This window comes from Paenibacillus faecalis, from assembly GCF_900289175.1.
GTDB classification, from domain to species: Bacteria; Bacillota; Bacilli; order Paenibacillales; family Paenibacillaceae; genus Paenibacillus_AQ; species Paenibacillus_AQ faecalis.
Map to the genome: position 1 here is coordinate 1,184,384 of NZ_LT985747.1, position 24,684 is coordinate 1,209,067.

Sequence of the window (24,684 nt, forward strand, 5' to 3'; positions counted from 1 at the left end):
GCCTAAAATGTACTCCTTTGACCGACATTTTTTTTCGTTGCCGTCCGTAGTGTCTCTCTTATCCTCAGAGCGAAACGAAGCGGCATCATGCGGCGATTGGACGTATTCCAATAAGTGAACGAATAACTGACTATAAAATTTCGGGTCCATTTAAATTTCCAGGAATAGCTTCCAGCTCCCAAATCAATCTGTTTCACCTGCCTTGCTTCATATAAATACTTCATCATTTCCATTTGCAGTACATCCGAAATGCCGTGAAAATGAGAAAATTCCGGTGAATAACCTGAATTCCAGTCATACAGGATTTGGTTATACAAATAACAGCAAGAATAAATGATAATTTCGCCGTCCTCCAGCTCCAGAAGAAAAATGACGACATGATCATTGTTGTTGAACAAACGTTTTAAAAACCTCTCATTGCCCGGGTCTTCAAATATGCTCCTTCTCTCTGTCCTTCCTTTTTCTTGATGCATATATTGCTTTTGCATTTTATGAACATGAGATATCTTATCGTAAATATCGCTGCTTTCCCTTCCGGTCATCACCTTGAAACGATAGGGTGCTTGCTTTCGAAGCTTCTGAAGCTTTTTCCTCATTTTTGTGCTGAAATGTTCCTCGCTGAATTGCTCATAAGTTTTATGCTCATCCATATGGATTCTTGGGCAACTCGTTAGATACTTCACATGAGGATTATATTGATCGTGCCTTAGTAGATACCCAAGGAGCCGTGATTGCATAGGAAGATGAGTCAGATCGATTTTGTCCCATTTGGTTGCATTTTCCTCAATAACGGCAAACAAGCTCTTCATAATGGTTCCTACCGAGAACTGGCGGCTGTCGATAATAAAATCGAAATAATCCCCTTTTCCTAAAAAACAAAGAACGTTGCATTTTAATATTTTCTTATCAACCATTCGGATTTGAAGCGGTGCAATCCCCACCAACTTGTTATCCCGATAGCAGCAAATAATAAACAGCTGATTCGCTTGAGCCTGACCATGAGTAAGCCACCAGGTATAATTAAAATGAAACGTGCTGTAATAGGTAATGTTGGTGTCCACTTGCTCCAGCCTCTCCCAATCTTCCTTTATACTTAAAAAGCCTTCAGTATCAGTAACAATCCTAGTACTCATACCTTTTCGTTTTCTCCTTTTACGGCTATTTTTGTTGTTCGACCAAAACGGGAGCGCACCCATACAGCATCCAGCTCTTCCTTTGAAACAAATTTCAGACCAAAGCTAAGCCCTATGTAAGCTATACAAAGTACAATATTGAGCAAGATTTCGATCACAATGGAATTTATGATCAGATTGCCTATCCAGTAAACTCCGTACAGCGGAATGAAAATCACGAGATATTTATAAGGAAACCACCATCCGAAGCCCAGCGAATAATATTTTGAACCAAAATAATAAAACACCGCATTGGAAACAACATATGCCATGACGGTAGAAATGGCCGAACCGTAAATACCGATGTATGGAATCAACATCATATTTCCACCAACATTCACAACAGCTGCCAGAATCGTAATCATGGAAGCCAGGCGCATCTTCCTGGCAATATGAAGTCCCAACGAATAAAAATCGATCGCCCCCGCCAAAAAATATGAAAAAGCGATGATCGGCACGAGATAACCTGCAGCTGCATATTCCTCCGTTGCAATCAGACTGACCGCAAAATGGGCAAAGATCGACAGGCCGAGCACACAAAACCAGCCGATAAAATTGTAAATTCGAAACATGGTGCCGATCCGCTTCCCTCCATCGGCCTCGTTATACACTTTGTACTTGAACGGAGTAAAAATGGAGGTAAACGGGTTTATAAAAACCGGATTAATAAGCATGCCTACTTTATAGCCTATCGAATAGACGGCAACGGAAGAAAGATTCAAATAGCCTTTGATCAAAAATCGATCGCTCAGCATCAGCACCCATGATGATATGTCACCCAACAGAAGGCCTGTTCCATATCGAAGCATGGTCATCAGATCTCTAGAGTAAAGCCTTGGCTTGAAATTTCGAATATCAATCATAAACAAGAAGGAAAATACGGCAAACCCCGCAAGCAGCTGCGCTAAAAAAATACCCGTAATCCCCATTTTCCATCCAATGATGAAGACACTTGCAAAGATGAGAGTCAAAAGAATCGTGCTGAAATGGATCAACGAGGATTTCAATGCTTTGAATCTCATCGCATAATCACTGGAGTAAATCGCATTCAACCCGACAAGAATCGCGTTCATCACCACAAAGGGAATAAACAGCTCGGCCCCTTGTGCCTCGTTGAATAACACCGGGTGCAGCCAGGGATTTACGATATACGCCAATCCGATACAGACAGCCCCCCATAGGAGCGAGAAGGTTATGGCTGTATTTTTAAGCATCGTGCTGTCCTTGACCTCGTTAAAAAAACGAACCATCCCTGAATGGACACCGAGTGAGATGACGAGAGCCAGCAGCTGCTGAACGCTAAGAATGAGGTCATATTGCCCAAACTGCTCCTGCGTCAGATTTCTGGTGTAGAGCGGAATCAATACTAGATTTATACCTTGCGTCAACACCGATGAGCATAAGTAAATCAAGCCGTTGGAGAGCAGTTTTTTATTTTCCATCAGGGCCGATGACCATGTTGCTGTCCAGTCTTGTTTTTGACATGACTCGTTTATACAGCATCAGAAGTTCGGACATGTAATCCGGGATCGGCAAATCGAGAATCTCCTGCTTGCGGGATGAATAGTTGTCCATCACATCCTGCACCTTCTCCAGCAAATCATCTGCATTTCCACTCTTGAACAAGGTCGCGCCTTCCGGCCGCCTGCAAACATCGCTAGCAAGAGCAGGGATGCCACAAGCTAAAGCTTCCGCGATGGAGACACCAAATCCGTCGGTCAGCGTAGGTCTGACAAATAAATGGCTTTTTCTCAAAAGTGGGTATAGCTCCGTCTGATCGACTTCATAAAAGTAAAAACGAGATTCCAATCCCCATTCCCTCAATCGCTCTTTCAGCTCATTATAATATCGCCTCTCTTCTGCACTTTGCTCCGAAGAGCCCAGAAGGGCAAATAAAATTCGGGCTTTATATCCCTTCACCGTTAAATCCTGCAGCAGTTGAACAAGCAGATCGGCACCATATAAATCACGTCCCTGATCAAGCCGGATACAGCCGTTTGCTGTGATCGTAAACTCGCCCGCTTCCATAAAGTCTGTCACTTCTCTTGGTATCTGTAGAAGGTGTTGCTCGGTCTCGATCGGCTTGATAAATGAAGGAAGTGCTGTCACTTGATTCGATCTAAAGCCGAAGCTCAGCAGCATGTCCCTGTCTGCTTTGTTGACACATACAATGTGATCGATCATGCGAAGACTTCTTATGAATAGAAATCGGGAAGCGGGGTTCGACTGTTCAATTTGCCGCTTAAGGCTGTCGCCATGAGCGGTAAGCATTATCTTTTTACCGAACATTTTAAACAGCCCCAACATGATCCGAAAGCTTCTACTAATGGAATGAAAATGAAAAAGATCCCCTTGAAGCCAAGGAAATCTCATAATGAACGATGTATAGCTATGAATTGGATACACTCCTTCGGGGCGATTGCTTCCACTCGATTCATCGTAAATATCGCAATCCCAACCATGCTGTCTCAAATGCCCTGCAGCCCTTTGGATGTGAATGGATATGCCTCCGATCGGTGGCGGATAAGGACCGACCAATACGATTTTCATACGGGAACACCTTCCCGGTCTATGAGTACCTCCACCGTTTTAAGCTTCCCTGAAGGTTCTTTCGGAATATGCGTGACCAACGTTATTTTGAATGACATCTCATTCGTAAAAATGACCTGCAACCGCTTGAGAATCGGCTTGATTTCATCCATCAATTCCTTTTCAGATCGGGTCGTCTCTACAACCATTTCGATTTCATTCAACTGATGCTGTATTAATTTACACGCGGTGACCGAGGCTGTGCCCCGAAGCGCGATCGCGACCAAAGCCGACGAAACCATATCTCCGCTCGGTCTGTACATAATTTCGCTAACCCTGCCGTCAATGGATCGGATTGTCGGCAACAAATAACTGTCTGCTGGATGAATAGAGGTGTCTGTAACGGTTGCAACATCCATCAGCTCATAGCGGATAAACGGAGTGACATCATTGATGAAAGAGGTTCCGATCAACGCGTTCGTATCTGGATCGATCTCCGTATACCCGTATAAAGGATTAAAGCTGTAGCCGATGCCATCAACATCCCAGCAGGCTGTCACTACCTTTTCCGACTGACCATAATGCATGTTTAACTTGGCAACCGGAAAAGCCTTGCGTATCGTATCGATCTGATAATCGTACACGGTTTCCGAGGCCAGCATAATCGCTTTGGGACGGTAGTGGTTAACGAGATTGTTCTCAAGAACAAGCCTGGAAAACAGACTGACTGACGAAGGATAACCATGGATGAATTCATACCCGGTTTCCAGTATCCGCTTCATGATCATTTCAATATTATAGTGAGACAATCTGGAAACATTCACACGAAGAACCCGGTGATACGGGTCCATCTTGTACTCTTCCTCACCAGCAAAAAGACCTCTGAGCTCCACTCTTCCATCCCCCGGACGATACCCAACGTCCTGCCACATAAAACAGGTAGCCGCCCACTCCCGCTGATTGATTGCCCGGTTGGAATACAGCGTCAGCGACTTGCCTGTTGAACCGCTTGTCGCGCCGATAAGCAGACGTTTATGCTTATGTCTGTCTGCTATAATGTCCCTTCCGCACGCTTTGACCATCTGTTTGTTGATGAGCGGAATGCGCCGTATATCCGAAAAATCCTTCAGCTGTCCGGGATGAAAACCATGCGCATCATATAATTGCTGATAAAATGTCGTCTCCTGGTAAGCATACGTAACCATGTTCACGAAAGATTGGAATTGAGCCTCACGAATCTGCTCGGAAGTCATCGTTTTCATGCGCTCGAACTTGTTCAGCCATACGTAAAATTCCTTTCCCACATTAATATATCGGTAAGGAAAATAGGACAGGATCTGTTTGGCGATCTCTTTGGTAAAGCTCATCTACATTCCCTCTTTTCTCACTTGTTGACCAATACATGAACGTTCGCAGCGTCCGGTCTGCCCCTTTGACCCGAAGCAGGAGACTCATTTCCTTCTCGCCATAGCGGCGTGATACCGAGCATGTATCAATCTTGATATGTTCCGCATTCACAAAAGTCATCTCAGCTGATATTTCCTGTTGACGAAGCAGTACCTTGTCCCCATGCTTCTCTACTTCTACACCAGGTGCAAATACAAACGTGGCATAGTAAGGAGGCACGTCCGCAAAGGAGTGTCCAGGCAAGCTCTCCAGCTTATCCATGATTTCCACGGAATGTTCTGTTAAGGTTATTTCTCGCTTATGTAATACGCCGCATTTTTTCACATATCCCTGATGACTGCCGGCAAAATACCCCCTGCCAAACCGATCACAATGTGCAAAGGTCTGCTCTCGCATAAGAAACAGCACCTTCTCTTCAAAGTCATTCTGTTCTTTCCCATCGATTTCAATCGTATTGTGCATCGCTGTACTTCGAAACAGATTGCGCATTCGATAATCCGCGGTGTACACATATGAACCCGGATCAACGATAAAGTCCTGACCTTCAATGTTCAGCTCAAAGCTTAACTGGTCATTGTGACTATGCGCCCCGTGTCCGTGAAAAGACAACTCCCCGCAGCGGATAAGGCAATAAGCCATCCCTTGACGGAGCACATAATAGCCCCCGTCCGGATATGCCGCCGCTGCGGACCATCGCTGAGGTTGATGAATAAGCGCCGACGGGGCCGCAGACATCACCCGCGGTCCGGTAATCCATAACGCATCTTCCGCATATTCCCGGCCAGCATAGCGAAAGTCCTCCCGGTTGAACAATTCACCCGCAATCACCAGCAAATGCCTGAAGTCATTTCTTACCCATGTGCCGTAATCGGCCGGAATCAGCAACCGTCCGTCATCCGCATCACCAACAACAGGAGTAAGTCCATTTGGCTTCATCGTATCGAAGAGAAACTGACACATTTTTTCCAAACGCTCCATATAGTTTTCCGGAAAAACAATTTCATTACGGCTGCACAGTACCGTCATGACCAAGAAACATTCTGTAACCAGCCGGTGATATGAGGTCGATGCTTCATAATTTGATCCGTCCGGATTTACCTGTACGAACATTTCCCGCTCCAGCTCCTGCAGCCCATAATTCAGCCATTCCTGCGGCATGCCGTGACGGCTTGTAATCTGGCCAATCGAAAAGCCATCGAAATAAAGTCCCAGCGCCACAAGACCTGCCAAATTGCATAGATAATGGTTGCCGGTGTGCTCCCCTCTATTTTCAAGGTTGTTCATAATAAACGACCCATGCAAATAAAGCGAGGCATGAAATCTTCCCCAGAACGACGGTTCAATACCAGAACTCTTTTTGAAAAAGTATGCCCCCGCGATCCAGTTGACCGCCCGTATAGCTACGTCCATCGTACACGTCCAATTAACCGACATTTCAACCGGGTTCTGACGTATCCAATCCTCTACCTGAGAATGAAACTCCCGAGCGTATTTTTCATCATTGGTCAGCCAGTAAGCTTTTCCGAGTGTAAAAACATGCTGGAACCGTGACAGCTCCCAAGGAACCTTCACGTCCGCATGGTTGGACAGGTCAACGATTGGGATCAGTTTGTAAAAATCATTCTTCCAGGTGTAATTCACTTTAAAATCGGTATTCCAGGGCAGCTTGTCACCCAGCTGCACATCTCCCGAACCAAGTAAATTGAACTTGTGGAGGCATATGCGGTCCGCATCCTGAACAATGCTCTGATCTCGCTTCAGATCATGAAGAAGCTGTGAATATAATTCACGGTCCTTTTCCTCGTAAAGAAAACAATTCTTGCTCTGAAAGTCGATAAAATGAACAGAATTCAAATGAATCGGAGCCGCTAACAAACGATATTTCCGTAACCTGTTCTTGAAATAGGCAAAGGCTTTGAACATGACCAGCTTTGCCGCTTTATCTCGCGGAAGGTCGCTCAGCTTTCGTATTTTCTCCATCATCGAAGACATGGTTCACACTCCAGGCTTGATCGCCAAGGGATGATCAATTCAGAATTCCCCGTGTATCGATCACTATTTTCTCCTTCAGCAAATTTCGATCGATCGCATGAAAGACATCGTGATTCACCAGCAACAGCACAATATCCGATTTTTTAATCGCCTCATCTGTTGGCATCAAGCTTACATGCTCCAGCTGAAGAGTGCCCGGCAATTCTTGAATGTGAGGCTCGGCGATGTTCAGCTTGCCGACCTGCCTTCTCGTTAAATGCTCCACGATCTTAACCGAGGGGCTTTCTCGGAGATCATCGATATTAGCTTTAAAGGTGAGCCCTAGACAGGCAATAATCGGCTCTTTAAACCGTGCCGCCTTTTCGGCTACCCGTTCAACAACATAGCCCGGCTTATAGTCGTTCACGGCCCGAGCTGTATGAATCAGCTTCGTCTGCTCTGGAGCCGCATCTACAAGAAACCAAGGATCGACCGCGATGCAGTGTCCCCCTACGCCGGGTCCAGGCTGCAAAATATGCACCCGAGGATGATGATTGGCCAGACGGATCAGTTCCCACACATTGATATCAAGATGATCACATATGAGTGAGAGTTCATTAGCAAAGGCGATGTTCACATCACGAAAAGAATTTTCCGTCAGCTTTGCCATTTCTGCCGTTCTCGCATTTGTCTCCAGCAAGTTCCCGCTGACGAATTGGCGGTAAAACTCCACAGCCTTTTCAGTGGACGGTCTGTCGATCCCTCCGATAATCCGGTCGTTCTCCACAAGCTCCCGCAATATTTGACCCGGCATGACCCGTTCCGGGCAATGGGCTACATAAATACGACTGCAAATCGAATGCAGCGACTCCGAAACGTTCAGTTCCGGTCTTGACTCCACAATCCAACGGGTAATCTTCTCCGTCGTGCCGACCGGGCTTGTCGATTCCAGAATGATCAGATTTCCCGGTTTGACAAGCGGAGCAATGGACATGGTCGCTTGATGCACATACGATAAGTCCGGCCGTTGATCGTCCTGAAATGGAGTGGGAACAGCCAGAACAAAAATATCCGCTTCCACTGGCTCGCATGATACATGCAGCTGACCGCTTTGCACAGCCGCTTTGACCATAATGTCCAAATCGGGCTCATAAATATGAACCTCACCTTGATTAATTAAATCTACGGCGTGCCGGTTTACATCGGCTCCGTGCACCTGAAATCCTTTAATCGCAAGTAAACTGGCCGTTGGAAGTCCGATATATCCAAGACCTATAACGCATACCTTCTTAGCCATGAACGTCCCTGCCTTTTTCTAATTTTGAAAAAAAGTATCAGCTATATCGGCACGCATACCAATACAGCTCATACTTCTATCCAGAAGTATGAAACGGGCATTGAACCCTCCCTCACATCACACTCTTGACGATACACGTCTAAGGTAATTCAAGTACCCACAGCATGACCGAGTGCCTACCGTGATAAAGGTGCAGTAGACATGACCTGAAATGAACGAGTATATAGTTGACTAATCTCGATACCCGTAGTAATTGTAATGACGGGCCTCGGACTTGCTAATTTTTTTATGATTCAATACCACACCGATGATTTGAGCCTTAGCGTGCTCCAGCCTTTCTTTCGTTTTACGTATATATTCCCGCTTCACTTTCCCGGACTTAACAACAAGGATGACGCCGTCGCTGATGGAAGAAACGATCAAGCCGTCGGCAACGGCCATAATAGGTGAAGTGTCGAGCAGAATAACGTCGTAGCTCTCTTTCCAACCCTCTATAAGCTCCTGTAACTTTCCCGAAGACAAAAGCTCCGTCGGATTGGGAGGGATCGGACCGGCCGTAACGAGCGACAGATTTTCGATACCAGACAGCTGCACCGCTTCCTCATGAGAGCATTGATTGGCGAGCAGCTTCGAGAGTCCCGTTCTGTTGGATACTTTAAATAATGACTGAATGGAAGGATGCCGCAGATCCGCATCAATCAGCAATACGTTCTTTCCCTCATGCGCGTATGCCACGGCCAAATTGCCGATGGTCGTTGTCTTGCCTTCTCCGGCTTGTGTTGATACCACGGCAATGACATGCAGCCTGTGATTCCATTCCGAAAATTGAATATTCGTTCGAATGTTCCGATATCCCTCAGAGATTTGCGATCGCCGGTTAACGTTCATAATCAGCTTCGAATCGTTGGCTGACCGATGCATAAGGTTCACCTGCCTGTTGTTTTGATGACGACTTTAGCTTTGGACGCATGTCTTTCTTTCTGATTTTCCCTATTGCGCCAAGGGTAGGTAGCTCCAGGTATTTCTCAATATCCGCTTCCGTCTTTACGGTATCATCCAAATATTCCACAAGCAGAGCAATTCCAGCGGATATCATCAGTGAGGCTATAAATGCAATGATGATATTTAAGGTCACCCTTGGACTGATCGGCACCGGTGACTCTTGAGGCTTGGCAGTATCCAGTATGGAAATATTATCGACCTTCATAATTTGGGGAATCTCTTCCTTGAACACCTTCGATATGGCATTAACGATGAGCATCGCTCGTTCATACGCTTGGTCCTGAATTTTTAGGGTGATGATCTGGGAGTTTTGTGTAGTAATAATGTTAAGCCGTTCTCTCAAATCTTCAGAAGTAGCACCCAGCTCCGGATGCTTTTCCACGACTTTATCCATGATCGAAGCGGAGCTTAGAATGACTTTGTAGGAATTAATAAGCATGATGTTCGAATTGATTTGATTGATGTCCAAAGCCGGGTTGCCGCTGCTATCCAGATTTGATTTGTTAACAATCAATGTCGCAGACGCTTCATAGACCGGGGTCATGACAAATTTGCTGAAATATCCTGCTCCGATTGTGCACACCAGAACAAAACCTGCGATCAGCCATATCCTCTTTCTTAACATGGACATCAATAACTTTATCTCCATCTGTTCAACCCCCAGAAGGCATTCTAATTTTGTTCCAAGTGTCTGACTTGCCATGAGAATGAATGAAGCCCCGAAATGTCCTTACCGCTAATCAAATTAGCTGCATTAGATTGCAGCTTATCGCGAAACTCTAGACCTCCAAGCTGCTCTGCCATCTCGTATCCTTCCTTGAAATAAAAGCTCCGCTGGAACGAATTGTGTGCATCACTGGCCAAAAAATGGGCCCATCGATTCCGGCAAATATAAGCGGCCGTTTTTTGAATCCGGCGCCCAAAGTACCCGACTAAAGATTGCGTTGTAATTTGCAGCAGTACGTCCTGCTGCAGCCATTCGTAAAGAAAATCCGGATTTTGAACAAAGGCAGCGTTTCTCTCCGGATGGGCGAGAACAACGCGCAGCTGATGCCGCTTCATGTACGATAAAAACTGTGGAAAATGTGCCGGAAACGTTCGCGACGGAAGCTCAACCAATACATATGACGTGTTCCCCAACGTCTGCAGCCGGCCCTTTTTATGTTCTTTGCTGTAGCCACTGGTTAAATGAAACTCCTGTCCGGGCAACACCGTCAGCGGGATGCCGCTTTGTTTCAACATGGCATTAAAGGCATTAACTCTGCGCTTGATTCGAGAAGCCGGATTGCTGTAACGCCTGGTTCTATGATGCGGGGTGGCGATTATGGTATGAATCCCTTGCTCCACGGCCAGCCTAGCCATAGACAGGGAAGCCTTCATCGCTCCCGGTCCATCATCGATTCCGGGTAGGATGTGACAATGGATATCAATCATCTGCCCCCTTCCTTTCCCCTCTTACTCTCGTACTTGCTTTAAAAAGGCCTGAACAGCATATTTTACAAAGTTTATTGATACAATATGTTTCATTTTTCGAAAAATAGGATACAATTCGTATTGACGGTAACGTTAATTTACGATACATTTTGTATCATGTCAAGCGTTAATTATGTCACATATCAGAAAACGAATAATGACAAAGGAGGTGGAGATGAACGTTGTATGGACAACGAATTGCAGAACTGCGAGAAAACAAGGGGTGGACTCAAGAAGAGCTTTCAGTGGCGATTGGTATCAGCCGGGCATCATTATCACATTATGAGAAGGACCGCAGAAAGCCAAATTTGGAAACGTTGACACGTCTGGCTGATATATTTCACGTCTCCATTGATTACATGATTGGAAGAAAAAATCCGCCCTCGTCTGAACTAACACAAAAGACTTTGGAGCTTAAAGATTAAATAACACGATCCCTACGATTCTCCTGACAAACAAAGGCCTCCCTTATGAAATAAAGTAAGGGGGGCCTTTGCATAAATAAATCTAGAAAACATAATAATCCTATTCCTGCATATGAGCTTTCAACAGAGAATGGATTCTGCTTCGTTCCTCTTCACTAACGTTATAATACCAAATGCCGTTTATTCTGCTTCCATAGCCTTGGATTTCAACCTGTTCGATCTTTTCCAGTTTCGTCCGATAATCCTTGATGAATATTTTCATTTCTTCAAACGAAATATCCGTCTTGACGCTTGAGCCAACTTCATCCAAAATCGTTTGGAGTTTAAACACCGTCGAAATATTTAAAGACTTATCAATAAGTTCCTTTAGAATTTCTCTCTGCCGCTCATTGCGTCCCAAATCTCCTCTAGGGTCCTCGTATCTCATACGTGAAAAAGCGAGCGCTTCTTCTCCCCCAAGGGTTATTTCGCCTTTCTGAAAATGAAAGCCCTCGTAATCAAATGCCAATGTGTTCATAACCGTAACTCCCCCAAGGGAATCAATGATCCGCGAAAATCCTTCCATATTAACCTTAATGTAATAATTTATCGGAAATTGCAAAAAATTTTCGACACTGCGAATCGACATATCGACACCGCCAAAGGCGTAGGCATGATTGATTTTGTCTGTCGTTCCGTGTCCAACGATCTTTGTTCGCGTATCCCGGGGGATATTGAACATCAATATAGATTTTTGGGCCGGGCTGACAGAAAGTAATATCATAACATCCGAGCGTCCCCGATCATGCGCCCTTTCATCCACCCCAAGCACAAGTACCGTAAACGGGGTAAGCTTCTCTTTATTGACCGGCTCTTGCTTCCACTGAGCCAGTTGTGCCTGTTCAACCTGAATCCTGGCGTCAGCTACTATATTAGCCGGCTTCCTCTCTTCATATATATGATCCGCTGTCGTCTTAACCGACTGATATATGTACACCCCGTAACCAGCAACGAATATAAGAAAAAGTGCCACTACCCCAACTGTAATTTTCAGTTTTTTGGGCATGAAATCATCGCCTGCCTTTCACGAATCAACCCGAAAAATCGATCAAAAGGCATCCTTGGCCCCGAACATCACCTTGAAGGTTTTTACTATGATATACAAGTCCATAAATAACGATTGCTCCCGGATATATTGAAGATCAAGCTCAACCATATCCCGAAAACCGACATCATTTCTGCCGCTTACCTGCCATAGCCCCGTACACCCCGGCATAACTGCAAGCCGCTGTACATCATAGGCTGTATATTCCGCCACTTCCTCCGGCAGTGGGGGACGCGGACCAACGATGCTCATATCGCCCCGAAGCACATTCCACAGCTGCGGCAGCTCATCAAGACTGGTCTTGCGTAGTATGCGTCCTATGTTCGTAATACGCGGATCATTTTTCATTTTGAACATAGCACCGGAAATCTCATTCAAATGGAGCAGATTTCCCTTCATTTGCTCTGCGTTGACAACCATCGTACGGAATTTATACATTTTGAATGTTCTGGCATCTTTACCTACCCGAGTCTGAGAAAAAAACACAGGCGCGCGCGGGTCTTCCCATTTTATAATGATATAGATCACGAAAAATAACGGCACTAATAGGAGCAGGCCGAAGCCAGCCATCACCAGGTCCAGCATCCGTTTTAATTTAAAAAGCCGAATGGACTTAGAAACCGGATATAGTACGGCTGCTTGAGGCACTTCTCCTGGATTTCCTTCGATATGCGGGGTTGATTTCAACGGTTTTATAGTCATCGCCTATCCCCTACTTTACAAGTCGTCGATTGTAATGGATCATCTGTTCCAAACCATGCAACAGCGGAATACGCATATCTTCTTTCATTAATGCAAACTCCACCGAAGTAAGTATATAACCAAGCTTTTCGCCAACATCATAACGAATCCCCTCAAATGGATAAGCATACACTTCTTCGGTTTCCGTCAAGCGTTGAATGGCATCCGTCAGTTGAATCTCTCCGCCAATGCCGGTGCTGATCTGTTCGAGATAATGAAAAATGGCCGGGGTAAGCACATATCTGCCCATGATAGCCATATTGGAAGGCGCCATTTCAGGTGATGGTTTTTCTATCAATCCCTTAACCCGGGAAAGCCCCCTTGCTGGTGTCTTCTTGAAAGGTTCTATGATGCCGTATCGGCTCACCTCATGGCCAGGCACGTTTTTGACCCCGAGTACCGAGCTCTTGGTCACTTCATACTGTTCGATCAACTGCTTGATGCACGGCTTTTCAGCCAGCACGATATCATCTCCAAGCAGCACGGCGAAAGGCTCATCCCCAATAAATTTTCGTGCGCAAAATATGGCGTCCCCAAGGCCCTTCGGCTCCTTTTGCCGAATATAGTGTATATCCGCCATCCGTGAAGGACGTTGAACCTCGTACAGCAAATCCATTTTGTTGCGCTGCTGCAGCGTATACTCCAGCTCAAACGCATGATCAAAATGATCCTCGATTGCCCGCTTTCCTTTCCCTGTAACGATAATAATATCCTCAATCCCGGATTCTATCGCTTCTTCCACGATGTATTGAATGGTAGGTTTATCTACCACAGGCAGCATTTCTTTTGGCATCGCCTTCGTCGCTGGGAGAAACCTTGTTCCGAGCCCGGCTGCAGGAATGATAGCCTTTCTGATTGTCGCCATATTTATTTACCTCCCCTAATCCTTAAAAACCGCATTTCCTGCACCTGTATCACAGTAGATATGGTTCTCATTATATAAAAATGGTAGTTTCTTCCCATAAAAGAAACAGATTGTATCGACAATATGAACTACTCCATCGCTCGCTCTTTCTGTTTTCTGGTACCTCCCTATTAAAAAAGTCCAACACCTTTCGTTTAAAGAAGGGGCCAGGATATAAGGTAAAAGAACTAATGACCAAGCAACGTAAATATAGTAAAATGTTTGTAACCAAAATTATTGGATCATATTGTTCTGCAGTCGACGGGACGGGTTGGCATGTAACCCCGTTCCGCTCTTGTTGTATAGGTTAATCGGGGAATTCAAAAAGTAGTGGCATATCATCCGGTTTAGCATACCTGTGATCCTCAGCTTCTCATTCTCGGAAGCTTGGAGCATAGCTGTATACAGACCGCTGTCTTTCCAATGCTCTTTTGTCAGGGATTTTCCTTGAATTCTCAAGTGATCATAGGAATCGTTCAACTCATAACAGAGCTTTACATTCAAGGATAACGGAATGTTCCAGGGGCATAGAAAAAGAAGTCTTTCCGGGCTCAGCTCAAGTGGAATCACCTGATGTCTTCGACCCTGAATGTCTAACTGTCCGATTGCCGAAACCGATATCCTGACATTTATTGAATGCTGTCCAGTATTAAGCATACAAATATTCATTTGACTCCTTTTTCTGTGATTTTGGGTATAAGACATCTCGTTAAAAGATAAAATGATACTAATCGTCACATATGGATACATTTCGTATCCTATAATATCTCCAATATTACGATACAAAGTGTATCTAGTCAATATGAAATACATTCGGATAAACCTTCTGAATTTAAACATCATCTTCTAAAGAGCATTTCCAAGCAATCGGAGGAGGACCCGCGCATGAATTACGGAAATCGAATAGCTGAATTACGCGAAAAGCAAGGCTGGACCCAGGAAGAATTAGCCACAATGGTGGGCATTACTCGCGCCGCTTTATCTCATTACGAAAAAAACCGACGCAAACCGGATTTTGAAACTCTCACCCGCCTGGCTGATCGTTTTGATGTTACGATCGATTATTTGATCGGTAGAACAAAACAAGACAAGGTCTCACTGGATTCCGAGGTCCGTGAATTTGTTGACAATCTGGAGCTTTCCGATGAGGACCTGCTCGAGCGTTATAATCTTACAGTGGATGGACGGAAACTGACTGAGGAAGAAGCCAAACGCTTCATTGCTTTTGTTCGAATGGAACGCATGATGAAGTAAAAAAATATCCCCGGCTCGCGAATAACGCGTACCGGGGATTTATATTGAACGATCATAGCTATGTATATTACATTTCTTCTTTTTTCGCTTGAAACTCTAACCATTTATCGGGATGGATTCCCATCTGGTTCAGGAGCTTGTAGATGTCCAAGTCCGTTTTAGTCTGCTGCAATTGTCTTTCAAATTCTCCTGATCCGGTCTCTTTCTCCACATTCATCATTCCCTAACCTCGCTTATCGTCAACTTTTAGTTATCCATCCCTAATGTAATTACTCAGCTGATATTTTTAAACTTTTATCTTACTAATGGATATTATACCTGATCAACATCCATAGTACTGTCGTCTGTTGGAACCATTGTCCTAAGCGTTAGGTTCTATTTTTGTCGAAACAATATATCAGATTGTCTTAAAAAGTCCTTTCATTCGGGATATCACCATCTCTCTGTTATAAGAATCACAAAAGCATGATTCATTGTATTCTCCCCGCGAGAAATCGAATGGTTGAAAATAACATGAAATGCAAAATGGCGGTACAGAAGTAGCTTCTGATACCGCCCTTTTATGATCATATTTTATTCAAGTGAACCTGTCCGTATGATAACGCCCCGATTATATTTATCTGCCGCCTGTTCGGGCCGGCTCACGCATGTTCGCCTCAAAGGCCGCCAGCAGTGCAGCATCTCCCTCTAGCCCCTGCTGATGAGCCTTTTGGATCAGTAGCATCATCCGCTTGTAATCCTTCGGAATCACGCGAACGAATTGTTTAAGCACCTGATCCCAATTTGCCAATATGCGCTGAGCCAAACTGCTATCCGTATAGATCGAGTGCCGCTGAATCATTGCGAATAAAGCTGCAGCTTCCTTCGGATCTTCCATCCGTTCCAGAAGCACCATTTCCAGGTTGCAACGGTTTACCAACAAGCCCCTCGGGTCATATACGTAAGCAATGCCGCCTGACATTCCAGCTGCAAAGTTGCGCCCTGTCTCTCCCAGAACGACAACCCGCCCGCCTGTCATATATTCGCAGCCGTGATCCCCTACGCCTTCTACCACGATGTGAGCGCCCGAGTTTCGAACCGCAAAACGTTCTCCGGCGATACCGCGTATAAAAGCTTCTCCGCTCGTTGCCCCGTAAAACGCCGTGTTTCCAGCGATAATATTCTCTTCCGCCGCGAAGGTTGATTTTGAAGATGGCTTGACAATGATCTTGCCTCCGGAAAGTCCTTTTCCGATGTAATCGTTGCTGTCCCCCTCCACGATAAGCGTTATTCCTTTCGGTACAAACGCTCCAAAGCTCTGACCTGCCGAGCCATCAAAAGTAAACTGAATCGTATCCTCAGGCAATCCATCCGCTCCGTATTTACGAGTAACTTCACTGCCCAAGATCGTGCCTGTTGCGCGATCTACATTCGCAATCGGGAATCGGCCTTGAACTCTAGCTCCCGATTCCAGCGCAGGAGCCGCATGAACGAGCAGGCAGCGCATATCCAGCGTTTCCTCCAAAGCGTGGTTTTGACGTTTAGTGCGGAATCTGGAGCTGCCTTCGGGGAGCTGCGGCGAATGCAGAAGAGCTGAGATGTCGATCCCTCTCTTCTTCCAATGATCATCCGCCTTCACTGCATCCAGGCAATCGGTGCGGCCAACCATTTCCTCCACCGTTCGGAAGCCAAGCGAAGCCATCAGCTCGCGCAGCTCTCGTGCGATAAAAGTCATGAAGTTGACGACATGTGCCGGATCGCCGGTAAAGTTCTTCCGAAGTTCCGGATTTTGGGTCGCGACCCCAACCGGGCAGGTGTCCATCTGACAGACACGCATCATAACACAGCCGATTGCGACAAGCGGAGCTGTGGAGAAGCCGTACTCCTCGGCTCCCAGCATAGCAGCAACGATCAGATCACGTCCGCTCAGCATCTTCCCGTCGGTCTCCAGCACGACACGGTCGCGGAGGTTGTTCAGAATGAGCGTCTGGTGGGTTTCGGCAAGCCCGATCTCCCACGGCATGCCGGCGTGGCGGATAGAGCCTTGCGGAGAAGCTCCCGTGCCTCCATCGTAACCGCTGACCAGAATAATGTCGGCCCGTCCCTTGGCTACACCAGCCGCAATGGTTCCTACGCCAGCCTCTGACACCAGTTTGACGTTGATATCCGCGCGCGGGTTCGCATTTTTCAAGTCATAGATCAGCTCCGCCAAATCCTCAATGGAGTAAATATCGTGATGGGGCGGAGGCGAGATCAACCCGACTCCCGTCGTTGAGCCGCGAACTTCCGCGACCCAAGGGTATACCTTCCGTCCGGGCAGCTGTCCACCCTCACCCGGCTTGGCTCCTTGTGCCATCTTGATCTGGATTTCATCGGCATTCACCAAATAGTTGGAGGTTACGCCGAACCGTCCAGAAGCGACCTGCTTGATTGCACTGCGGCGCGAATCGCCGCTCGCATCCGGAGCATATCGCCCCGGATCTTCACCGCCCTCACCCGTGTTGCTCTTGCCTCCGATTCGGTTCATCGCGATCGCGAGGCTTTCGTGGGCCTCTTTACTGATGGAGCCAAATGACATCGCGCCGGTTTTGAAGCGGCGCATAATGCTCTCGATTGGCTCCACTTCCTCAAGCGGCACAGGCGCTCCTGCCGGCTTGATCTTCAGCAATGCGCGCAAGGTCAGATGCCGCTTACTCTCACCTTGCACCAGCTTGGCATACTGCTTATATAGTTCGTAATCATTCGTGCGGACCGCCTGCTGAAGCAGATGGATCGTTCTCGGGTGAAACAGATGCTCTTCCCCGCCGCTTCTCCACTGATATTCCCCGGCGGAATCAAGCACCTTGTCATTGCCGTCCTTATCGGAAAATGCCCGCTCATGATGTGCCAGCGTCTCAGCAGCGACCTCTTCCAGACCAATCCCGCCGATCCGCGACGGAGTCCACGTAAAGTAGCTGTCGACAAACTCCGAGTTAAGACCGACAGCTTCAAAAATCTGTGCGCCCCGATACGATTGAATTGTGGAGATTCCCATTTTGGACAACACTTTGACAACGCCCTTGCTTGCCGCTTTCATGTAATTTTTAATGGCCTTCTCACGGGAAATGCCGCGCAGCATCTTCTCTTGAATCATATCGTCCAACGTTTCAAATGCCAGGTATGGATTCACCGAACTGGCACCGTATCCGAGCAGGAGTGCGAAATGATGTACTTCACGAGGCTCGCCGGACTCCAGCAAAAGGCTGACCTTCGTCCGTGTGCCCTGACGGATCAGATGGTGATGAAGCGCTGATACTGCAAGGAGCGAGGGAATCGCCGCATTTTCCTTATCAACACCGCGGTCAGACAGGATCAGAATGTTATGCCCTTTCGCAATCACCCGATCCGCTGCCTCGCACAATACGTTTAAAGCTTGACGAAGCCCCCTTGCGCCATCAGCTGCTGTGAAGAAAATCGGAATGGTCATGGCCTTGAAACCGGGACGATGAACGTGACGGATTTTAGCAAAATCCTCGTTGGAGAGCACCGGGCAATCCAGCCGGATATGACGGCAGCTCTCAGGCTCCGGTTCCAGCAAATTTCGCTCTGGTCCGATGGTGGTAGCCGTAGATGTAATCAGCTCCTCACGGATCGCATCGATCGGCGGATTCGTCACCTGTGCAAACATCTGCTTGAAATAATTAAACAGACGCTGCGGACGATCCGACAGCACAGCAAGCGGCGCATCATATCCCATGGATGCGATCGCTTCGGCTCCAGTCAGAGCCATCGGCTCAATAACCTTGCGCAGCTCCTCGAATGTATAGCCAAATGCCTGCTGCAGCTGGCGCACATTTTCATGCTTCGGGTTCGGCAATTCCTTCGCTTCCGGAAGATCTTCCAAATTCACAAGATGCTCGTTAAGCCAATCCCGGTAAGGCAGCTCGGCGGCAATACTGGCCTTCACCTCTTCATCAGATATAATACGTCCTTCCTCCGTGTCAACCAAAAGCATCCGTCCGGGACGAAGACGGTCCTTATACAGCACATTTTCAGCAGGAATATCGAGTACACCCGCTTCAGAAGACAGAACAATCAAATCGTCCTTGGTAACATAGTAACGGGATGGACGAAGCCCGTTACGATCCAGTGTAGCGCCGATCTGAATGCCATCGGTAAACGCCATCGCCGCCGGCCCGTCCCACGGCTCCATCAGCATGCTGTGATATTCATAAAATGATTTTTTCGTCTCATCCATGCTTTCGTGGTTGTTCCACGGCTCCGGTACCATCATCATGGCAACATGGGGCAGAGAACGTCCGCTCAAATACAGAAATTCAAACGTATTATCAAACATCCCTGTATCGGAGCCGTCCGGGTTAATGATCGGTTTTACTTTGTCCAGATCGCTTCCGAACAGCTCGCTCTCAAAGAGAGACTGACGGGCATGCATCCAGTTCACATTCCCCCGAAGCGTATTGATTTCACCGTTGTGAATCATAAAGCGATAGGGGTGCGCACGCTCCCAGCTAGGAAAAGTATTCGTGCTAAAACGGGAGTGAACCAGGGCAATCGCCGATTCAACGCGTGAATCCTGCAGATCCACATAAAACGGTCCCAACTGGAAGGTCGTCAGCATACCTTTATATACAATTTTGCGGGAGGACAGACTGGATACGTAGAAGGTTTCCCCCTCCGGTGTACCGCTGTAACGAATGGCGTGTTCCGCTCTTCTGCGGATGACATAAAGCTTTCGTTCGAAGCTGAGATCATCCTGAATATCCTTGCTGCGTCCGATAAACACTTGACGGACATACGGCTTGGCTGCCCTCGCGGATTTACCAAGCATCTCATCGTTTGTCGGCACATCGCGGAATCCAAGCAACTTCTGGCCTTCCTCGGCAATGATATCAGCCAGCTGCTTCTCGTGATTCTCCCGAACAATCGGGTCATGAGACAGAAATAACATCCCCGCTCCATAGCATCCCTGCTCCGGCAGTGCAAATCCGAGACGCTTCCCCTCTGCTGAGAAAAAAGCATGCGGAATTTGGATCATGATGCCCGCACCGTCACCCGATTCCGGTTCACTTCCTTGACCGCCCCGGTGCTCCATTCGGCCAAGCATCGCAAGGGCTTGACTTACAATTTGGTGGGACCTCCTTCCTTTAATGTGAGCAATAAAACCCATTCCACAAGCGTCTTTTTCGAACTTAGGATCATAAAGCCCTTGTTGTCGAGGAAATTCGGTATGTTTCATACATATGCAACCTTTCCTGTTATAGAGTAGTGCCGTGCCTGGATAGGACAGCATGAGGAGAATCAGGCTGTTTCAGCTGTTCAATCGGAAGGACATAGACAATGTAATGCAATTTTATGCAAACAAAATCTGAGGATCATTCATAAATATAACGAATTAATTTTGTGGAATTATTTTATCACCGTGCATGATATCTGCATAATTCAATCTTTTTATAAATGTGATAAGAATTGTTTTTGTCACTCGGCTCTCTAAAACCCGAAAAAATTTATGTATTATAATGCAAAAAAGATGTCAAAAAAGACATTCCGATCTTTCAAGATCAGGAACTTAGCAGATAAAAAAATCCAAGAAAACCTGAATCAGGATATACCAGCTACATTGCAATATACCTTTTAAAAGAAGTATTCTTTTATATGCAGGGGGACTGATTAGATGATTCGTCTAATAAATAGATATAGATGAAAAAATGAAATGCTTTAGGAATTGGAACGTATATTACTATACATGTGTTTTTTACCGCCGCTCTTCAAAAAATGATTCCTATTTTGTAAGATAGAGGGAGAAAGAAGTAGGTGAAATTATGCGAAAAACCAGGGTGCTCCTTTTTTCGGAGGGATTCGGCACAGGTCATACGCAGGCGGCGTATGCTTTAGGTGAGGGGCTGATGCGAAAAAACCCCAACATCAAGTGCCGCGTCATTGAGCTCGGTAATTTCCTGAACCCGACAGTAGGCCCGCTGATTGTATCGGCATATCGTAAAACAGTCAGCACAAGTCCACGGCTGGTGGGCAAGCTCTACCGTTCACAATATAAAAAATCGCTGAACCGGATTACACGCCTGGCGCTACATCGTATCTTTTATGCGCAGGCCGAACATGTCATTAATCATTTAAAGCCGGATATCATTATATGTACTCATCCGTTTCCAAACGCTGTCGTTTCCCGGTTAAAGCGCCAGGGGCTGAATGTTCCATTATATACGCTCATTACAGATTACGATGCACACGGCACCTGGGTGAATGATGAGGTCGATGAATATCTTGTACCTACTCCGCAGGTCAAACAATTGTTGATCCAACGTGAAATACCACCGGAGTACATACATGTAACCGGCATTCCAGTTCACCCCAAGTTTTGGGATCAGGAGAACAAGGATGAACTTCGAGCTGAATTGAAGCTCAGCCATATGCCTACCGTTCTTATTATGGGCGGAGGCTGGGGACTCGTGTTCAATCAAGACTTCCTTGGCAAGCTGGCAGCCCGGGCGAATGATGTACAACTTGTATTCGTCATGGGGCAAAACGAGAAGTTGGTATCCAGCATGCGTGAAGATCCATTGTTCCAGCACCCGAACATTCATGTGTTCGGTTATCGTCAGGACATTCACAAGCTGATGGACGTTTCAGATCTTCTGATTACCAAGCCCGGCGGAATGACTTGTACCGAAGGAGCCGCCAAAGCGCTCCCTATGCTCTTCTATGAGCCAATTCCCGGTCAGGAAGAAGAGAACTGTCTTTTTTTCGTAAATGAAGGATTCGGAGAAATACTGGAATCTCCTGAGGTTGTGGATAAATGGCTCGACCTTCTATCCAGCCGCTATGACGATGTTAAAAACTATCGACATGAATTGCTTCGAAGGCGACTGCCTTACCTCGACCCGGACAACTGTGCGATTCAGGTCCTTGAAATGCTATCTCTTATTGAAGAAGATTATACCGAGTTTGTCCATCTGCTGGCCGATTCGAATTAGTGCAATCATTAACATATTTAACGGACCGAAAAAAAGAAAATGGCGGTGCAAGGATCACATCCTGAGCACCGCCATTTGTTATACAAAATCATATATCTATACTTTCTCCTGGCTTAAGAGGGTATCCCTCTATACCTGATTTCAAAAGCCGGTCACAGAAAAGCGCCGCATCCTGCTTAATTGGCGGAAATGTGTCGTAATGTACCGGAATGACCTTCTTGGTACACAACCACTGAGCAGCCAGCAAAGCATCATCAGGACCCATTGTAAATGCGTCACCGATCGGCAGTGCCGCACACGTAATGTTATTCATTTCTCCAATGAGGCGCATGTCTCCAAACAGACTTGTATCCCCTGCATGATAGAATGTCTTGTCACCCATCGTTAACAGCACGCCTGCCGGCAGTCCGGCATAGAACCATGTATCTCCCACAGAGATCGATGATGAATGAAAAGCCTGCGTAAATTTAACCTTGAACCCATTGAAAGCAAGGCTTCCGCCAATATTCATTCCATGGGATTTCACACCTTGGCTTGCACAATAATTGGCAAGCTCAAAAACAGCAATGACCGGGCAATCATTCCTCTTGGCAATCTGAATGCTGTCTCCAAAATGATCATCATGTCCGTGGGTAAGAATGACAGCATCAACCTGGATATCATCAGGCGATATCCCCGAATTGGCATTACCTGAAAGAAACGGATCGATAATGACGCGTACCCCGTTTTCCTCCACCAACATGCTTGAATGGCCGTAATACGTAATTTTCATAGATCGAAACACACCTCCTGACTATAGTTTACCCAAAACTTGGGCTACTTGTAAAAGGAGTGGTTACCAATCTTCTTCACAAAAGTTCTTGAATGATGCACCGTAAGATCCTGTGCAAGCTGTAAAGACAGGAAAAAATAAGTGTCATCACTTACTGCTTTATCGCCGTGTAGGGCAGCATTAACAGCTTGAACGGTTTCCTCATTGGGATGGACACGCTCAAGACGCCCGTTTCCTACCGGACTAAATTGATGCTTTTGATAAATAACATCTGTAATCGTATCGGGAAAATTGGCTGACCGCAGCCGGTTTAAGACAACATTGGCAACTGCCACTTTGCCTTCGTACGGTTCGCCTTCTGCTTCTGCCATCACAATCTTCTGGAGCAGCAGCAGTTCTTCAGCTGACAAAGCATATTCCCAGGTCGCTTTTTCTTTTTCTGCCTGAGTCAATGTCTCCGTTCTCGTGAAGAATAATGTTGTGGGGGGTTGTAGGCTCTTAGCCTGAGAATTTACAGCTGTTGTCCCCTCTTGTTTCTTCTTGGGCTTCGCTTGTTTGGTCTTGGGCTTGTCTTTTTTTACAGGCACTGACTTTGCCTCAGCCTCGGACTTGCTCTTGGAAGTCTGGCTTGCGGTATTCACCGCGAACTGTTTTTCCTTTAGCCCTGATTCTGGAAAGGACAACATCATGTCTTCTTTCACTTTCCACTCTTGGAATTGATTTGAAGTTAAAAAAGATGACAAAATCTTCTCATGATTCTCAATGATCCATTGTCCTGCATGATTCACTTCTTCAGCCTTCGGCATAGCTGCAGCAACGTTATGTTGTGTATGCTGCTCCTTCTCCCCTTGACTTTCTTTCGTCTGCATCCCAAGCAGACTTATTAAAGACAAACTCACAAAGAGGGCCCCAACCAACAGGGCCACCCAGCGGTTTTGTCGTAACATTTTGATCCCCATATTGTTCCTCCTATATGTCGGCACATTCCTACACTATGTAACCAGAAATCCAGGAGATGAAAACACGGCTATGCCAAATCGATAAATAAATCGGCTTACCGTTTAAACTCCATGCTGCCCAGTCTTTCGTACATAGGATTAGAATGCATCTTGGTTCGAAACAGCACCAAGCGATCGGCTTTCCAGCTTACCGGCTCTGGCCCTGTTCTAACCAGGTCGGCGGTGATGTTACCGCCGGTATATTTTCTCGCTGTTGTAATATGCGGTTTGTAAGGCCTGTCTTCCACTGTAAAGCCTAACGGAGCCATCACAGAGGATACCCGTTGCTGCAAAAGTCCTAGCTTTTCCAGCTCCCCTGAAATGCCTGCCCATAATATGCGCGGAGCAGATGCCGGCCCAAAAACGCCCGCGCCCTGAAGCCTTAATTGAACAGCCTCTTGTTCGTCAGCAATCCTGCGCAGCGATGTTAACACGGATTCCACACGTTCTGTTTTCGTGTCCCCAAGAAACTGGAGCGTAATGTGATAATCCTGCGGATGAACCCATTTTCGAAAAGAAACATCTGTCCGAAGCGCTTCCGCCCACCGTGCAATGCGGTTTGACACCACTTCCGGCAGAGGGACCGCGATAAACAAGCGCATAACTGATTCTGTATCTGTGGCCACCAATAAATACACCCTTCTTCCTGCTTATGCAATGGATTTGATGCCTTTAGTTTGTACAAAA

The 24,684-nt window shown here is 46.4% G+C and carries 20 protein-coding genes and 1 pseudogene; 3 read left to right on the forward strand and 18 right to left on the reverse strand.

What is annotated here, in order from left to right; translation table 11 throughout:
- Nucleotides 1–2: 2 nt before the first annotated feature.
- The 9 genes from C8268_RS05755 to C8268_RS05795 all read right to left on the reverse strand — a co-directional run bounded on the left by C8268_RS05755 (nt 3) and on the right by C8268_RS05795 (nt 10,812).
- Nucleotides 3–1,133 (reverse strand): GNAT family N-acetyltransferase, encoded by a 1,131-nt coding sequence (locus C8268_RS05755; RefSeq protein WP_158702685.1) that lies wholly within the window; start codon nt 1,131–1,133, stop codon nt 3–5.
- Nucleotides 1,130–2,614 carry a lipopolysaccharide biosynthesis protein gene (locus C8268_RS05760; protein ID WP_106766796.1) on the reverse strand — a complete coding sequence of 495 codons (1,485 nt, stop codon included), beginning with the start codon at nt 2,612–2,614 and terminating at the stop codon, nt 1,130–1,132. Before C8268_RS05760 ends, C8268_RS05755 begins: the two co-directional genes overlap by 4 nt.
- The gene (locus C8268_RS05765; protein WP_106766797.1) at nt 2,604–3,722 is read right to left on the reverse strand and encodes a glycosyltransferase family 4 protein; all 1,119 of its coding nucleotides are present in this window, start codon (nt 3,720–3,722) and stop codon (nt 2,604–2,606) included. The genes C8268_RS05760 and C8268_RS05765 overlap by 11 nt, the downstream gene beginning before the upstream one ends.
- The gene (locus tag C8268_RS05770; protein WP_106766798.1) at nt 3,719–5,068 is read right to left on the reverse strand and encodes a phenylacetate--CoA ligase family protein; all 1,350 of its coding nucleotides are present in this window, start codon (nt 5,066–5,068) and stop codon (nt 3,719–3,721) included. The genes C8268_RS05765 and C8268_RS05770 overlap by 4 nt, the downstream gene beginning before the upstream one ends.
- Nucleotides 5,007–7,100 (reverse strand): alginate lyase family protein, encoded by a 2,094-nt coding sequence (locus C8268_RS05775; protein WP_106766799.1) that lies wholly within the window; start codon nt 7,098–7,100, stop codon nt 5,007–5,009. The genes C8268_RS05770 and C8268_RS05775 overlap by 62 nt, the downstream gene beginning before the upstream one ends.
- Nucleotides 7,101–7,134: 34 nt before the next feature.
- Nucleotides 7,135–8,376, reverse strand: a complete 1,242-nt coding sequence (gene wecC / locus C8268_RS05780; RefSeq protein WP_106766800.1) for a UDP-N-acetyl-D-mannosamine dehydrogenase — start codon at nt 8,374–8,376, stop codon at nt 7,135–7,137.
- 231 nt (nt 8,377–8,607) lie between these two features.
- Complete coding sequence (locus C8268_RS05785) at nt 8,608–9,297, reverse strand: CpsD/CapB family tyrosine-protein kinase (RefSeq protein WP_106766801.1); 690 nt, start codon at nt 9,295–9,297, stop codon at nt 8,608–8,610.
- On the reverse strand, nt 9,254–10,027 hold the full coding sequence (locus C8268_RS05790) for a YveK family protein (protein WP_158702686.1): 774 nt from the start codon (nt 10,025–10,027) through the stop codon (nt 9,254–9,256). Before C8268_RS05790 ends, C8268_RS05785 begins: the two co-directional genes overlap by 44 nt.
- 23 nt (nt 10,028–10,050) lie before the next feature.
- On the reverse strand, nt 10,051–10,812 hold the full coding sequence (locus C8268_RS05795; protein ID WP_106766803.1) for a tyrosine-protein phosphatase: 762 nt from the start codon (nt 10,810–10,812) through the stop codon (nt 10,051–10,053).
- Nucleotides 10,813–11,033: 221 nt separating this feature from the next.
- Between C8268_RS05795 and C8268_RS05800 the strand changes: the two are divergent.
- Nucleotides 11,034–11,261, forward strand: a pseudogene (locus C8268_RS05800) (helix-turn-helix domain-containing protein); the annotation flags it as partial.
- A gap of 115 nt (nt 11,262–11,376) precedes the next feature.
- Here the strand turns inward: C8268_RS05800 and C8268_RS05805 are convergent.
- The 4 genes from C8268_RS05805 to C8268_RS05820 form a co-directional block, all read right to left on the reverse strand.
- Nucleotides 11,377–12,321: an LCP family glycopolymer transferase gene (locus C8268_RS05805; protein ID WP_106766805.1), complete on the reverse strand. Its 945-nt coding sequence runs from the start codon at nt 12,319–12,321 to the stop codon at nt 11,377–11,379.
- A gap of 42 nt (nt 12,322–12,363) precedes the next feature.
- Complete coding sequence (locus tag C8268_RS05810) at nt 12,364–13,062, reverse strand: sugar transferase (protein ID WP_106766806.1); 699 nt, start codon at nt 13,060–13,062, stop codon at nt 12,364–12,366.
- A 10-nt stretch (nt 13,063–13,072) separates the two neighbouring features.
- On the reverse strand, nt 13,073–13,966 hold the full coding sequence (galU, locus tag C8268_RS05815; protein WP_106766807.1) for a UTP--glucose-1-phosphate uridylyltransferase GalU: 894 nt from the start codon (nt 13,964–13,966) through the stop codon (nt 13,073–13,075).
- A 273-nt stretch (nt 13,967–14,239) separates the two neighbouring features.
- A complete protein-coding gene (locus C8268_RS05820) occupies nt 14,240–14,674 on the reverse strand; it encodes a hypothetical protein (protein ID WP_158702687.1) in 435 nt (144 codons plus the stop codon).
- Between the two features lie 216 nt (nt 14,675–14,890).
- On the opposite strand from C8268_RS05820, the gene C8268_RS05825 reads away from it, so the two are divergent.
- Entirely contained in the window at nt 14,891–15,259 is a 369-nt protein-coding gene (locus tag C8268_RS05825; protein ID WP_106766809.1) for a helix-turn-helix domain-containing protein, read from the forward strand.
- Between the two features lie 67 nt (nt 15,260–15,326).
- On the opposite strand, the gene C8268_RS22625 is transcribed toward C8268_RS05825, so the two are convergent.
- Both C8268_RS22625 and gltB read right to left on the reverse strand, forming a co-directional pair.
- Nucleotides 15,327–15,479, reverse strand: coding sequence for a hypothetical protein (locus C8268_RS22625; protein WP_158702688.1), 153 nt, complete (start codon nt 15,477–15,479; stop codon nt 15,327–15,329).
- 396 nt (nt 15,480–15,875) lie between these two features.
- Nucleotides 15,876–20,474, reverse strand: coding sequence for a glutamate synthase large subunit (gene gltB, locus C8268_RS05830; protein WP_106766810.1), 4,599 nt, complete (start codon nt 20,472–20,474; stop codon nt 15,876–15,878).
- A gap of 583 nt (nt 20,475–21,057) precedes the next feature.
- Between gltB and C8268_RS05835 the strand changes: the two genes are divergently transcribed.
- Nucleotides 21,058–22,227: an MGDG synthase family glycosyltransferase gene (locus C8268_RS05835; RefSeq protein ID WP_106766811.1), complete on the forward strand. Its 1,170-nt coding sequence runs from the start codon at nt 21,058–21,060 to the stop codon at nt 22,225–22,227.
- A gap of 88 nt (nt 22,228–22,315) precedes the next feature.
- On the opposite strand, the gene C8268_RS05840 is transcribed toward C8268_RS05835, so the two are convergent.
- The 3 genes from C8268_RS05840 to thpR all read right to left on the reverse strand — a co-directional run bounded on the left by C8268_RS05840 (nt 22,316) and on the right by thpR (nt 24,635).
- On the reverse strand, nt 22,316–22,999 hold the full coding sequence (locus C8268_RS05840; protein ID WP_106766812.1) for a metal-dependent hydrolase: 684 nt from the start codon (nt 22,997–22,999) through the stop codon (nt 22,316–22,318).
- Nucleotides 23,000–23,043: 44 nt separating this feature from the next.
- A complete protein-coding gene (locus C8268_RS05845; RefSeq protein ID WP_106766813.1) occupies nt 23,044–23,958 on the reverse strand; it encodes a cell wall hydrolase in 915 nt (304 codons plus the stop codon).
- 95 nt (nt 23,959–24,053) lie between these two features.
- Entirely contained in the window at nt 24,054–24,635 is a 582-nt protein-coding gene (gene thpR, locus C8268_RS05850) for an RNA 2',3'-cyclic phosphodiesterase (RefSeq protein WP_234032679.1), read from the reverse strand.
- Nucleotides 24,636–24,684: the final 49 nt, after the last annotated feature.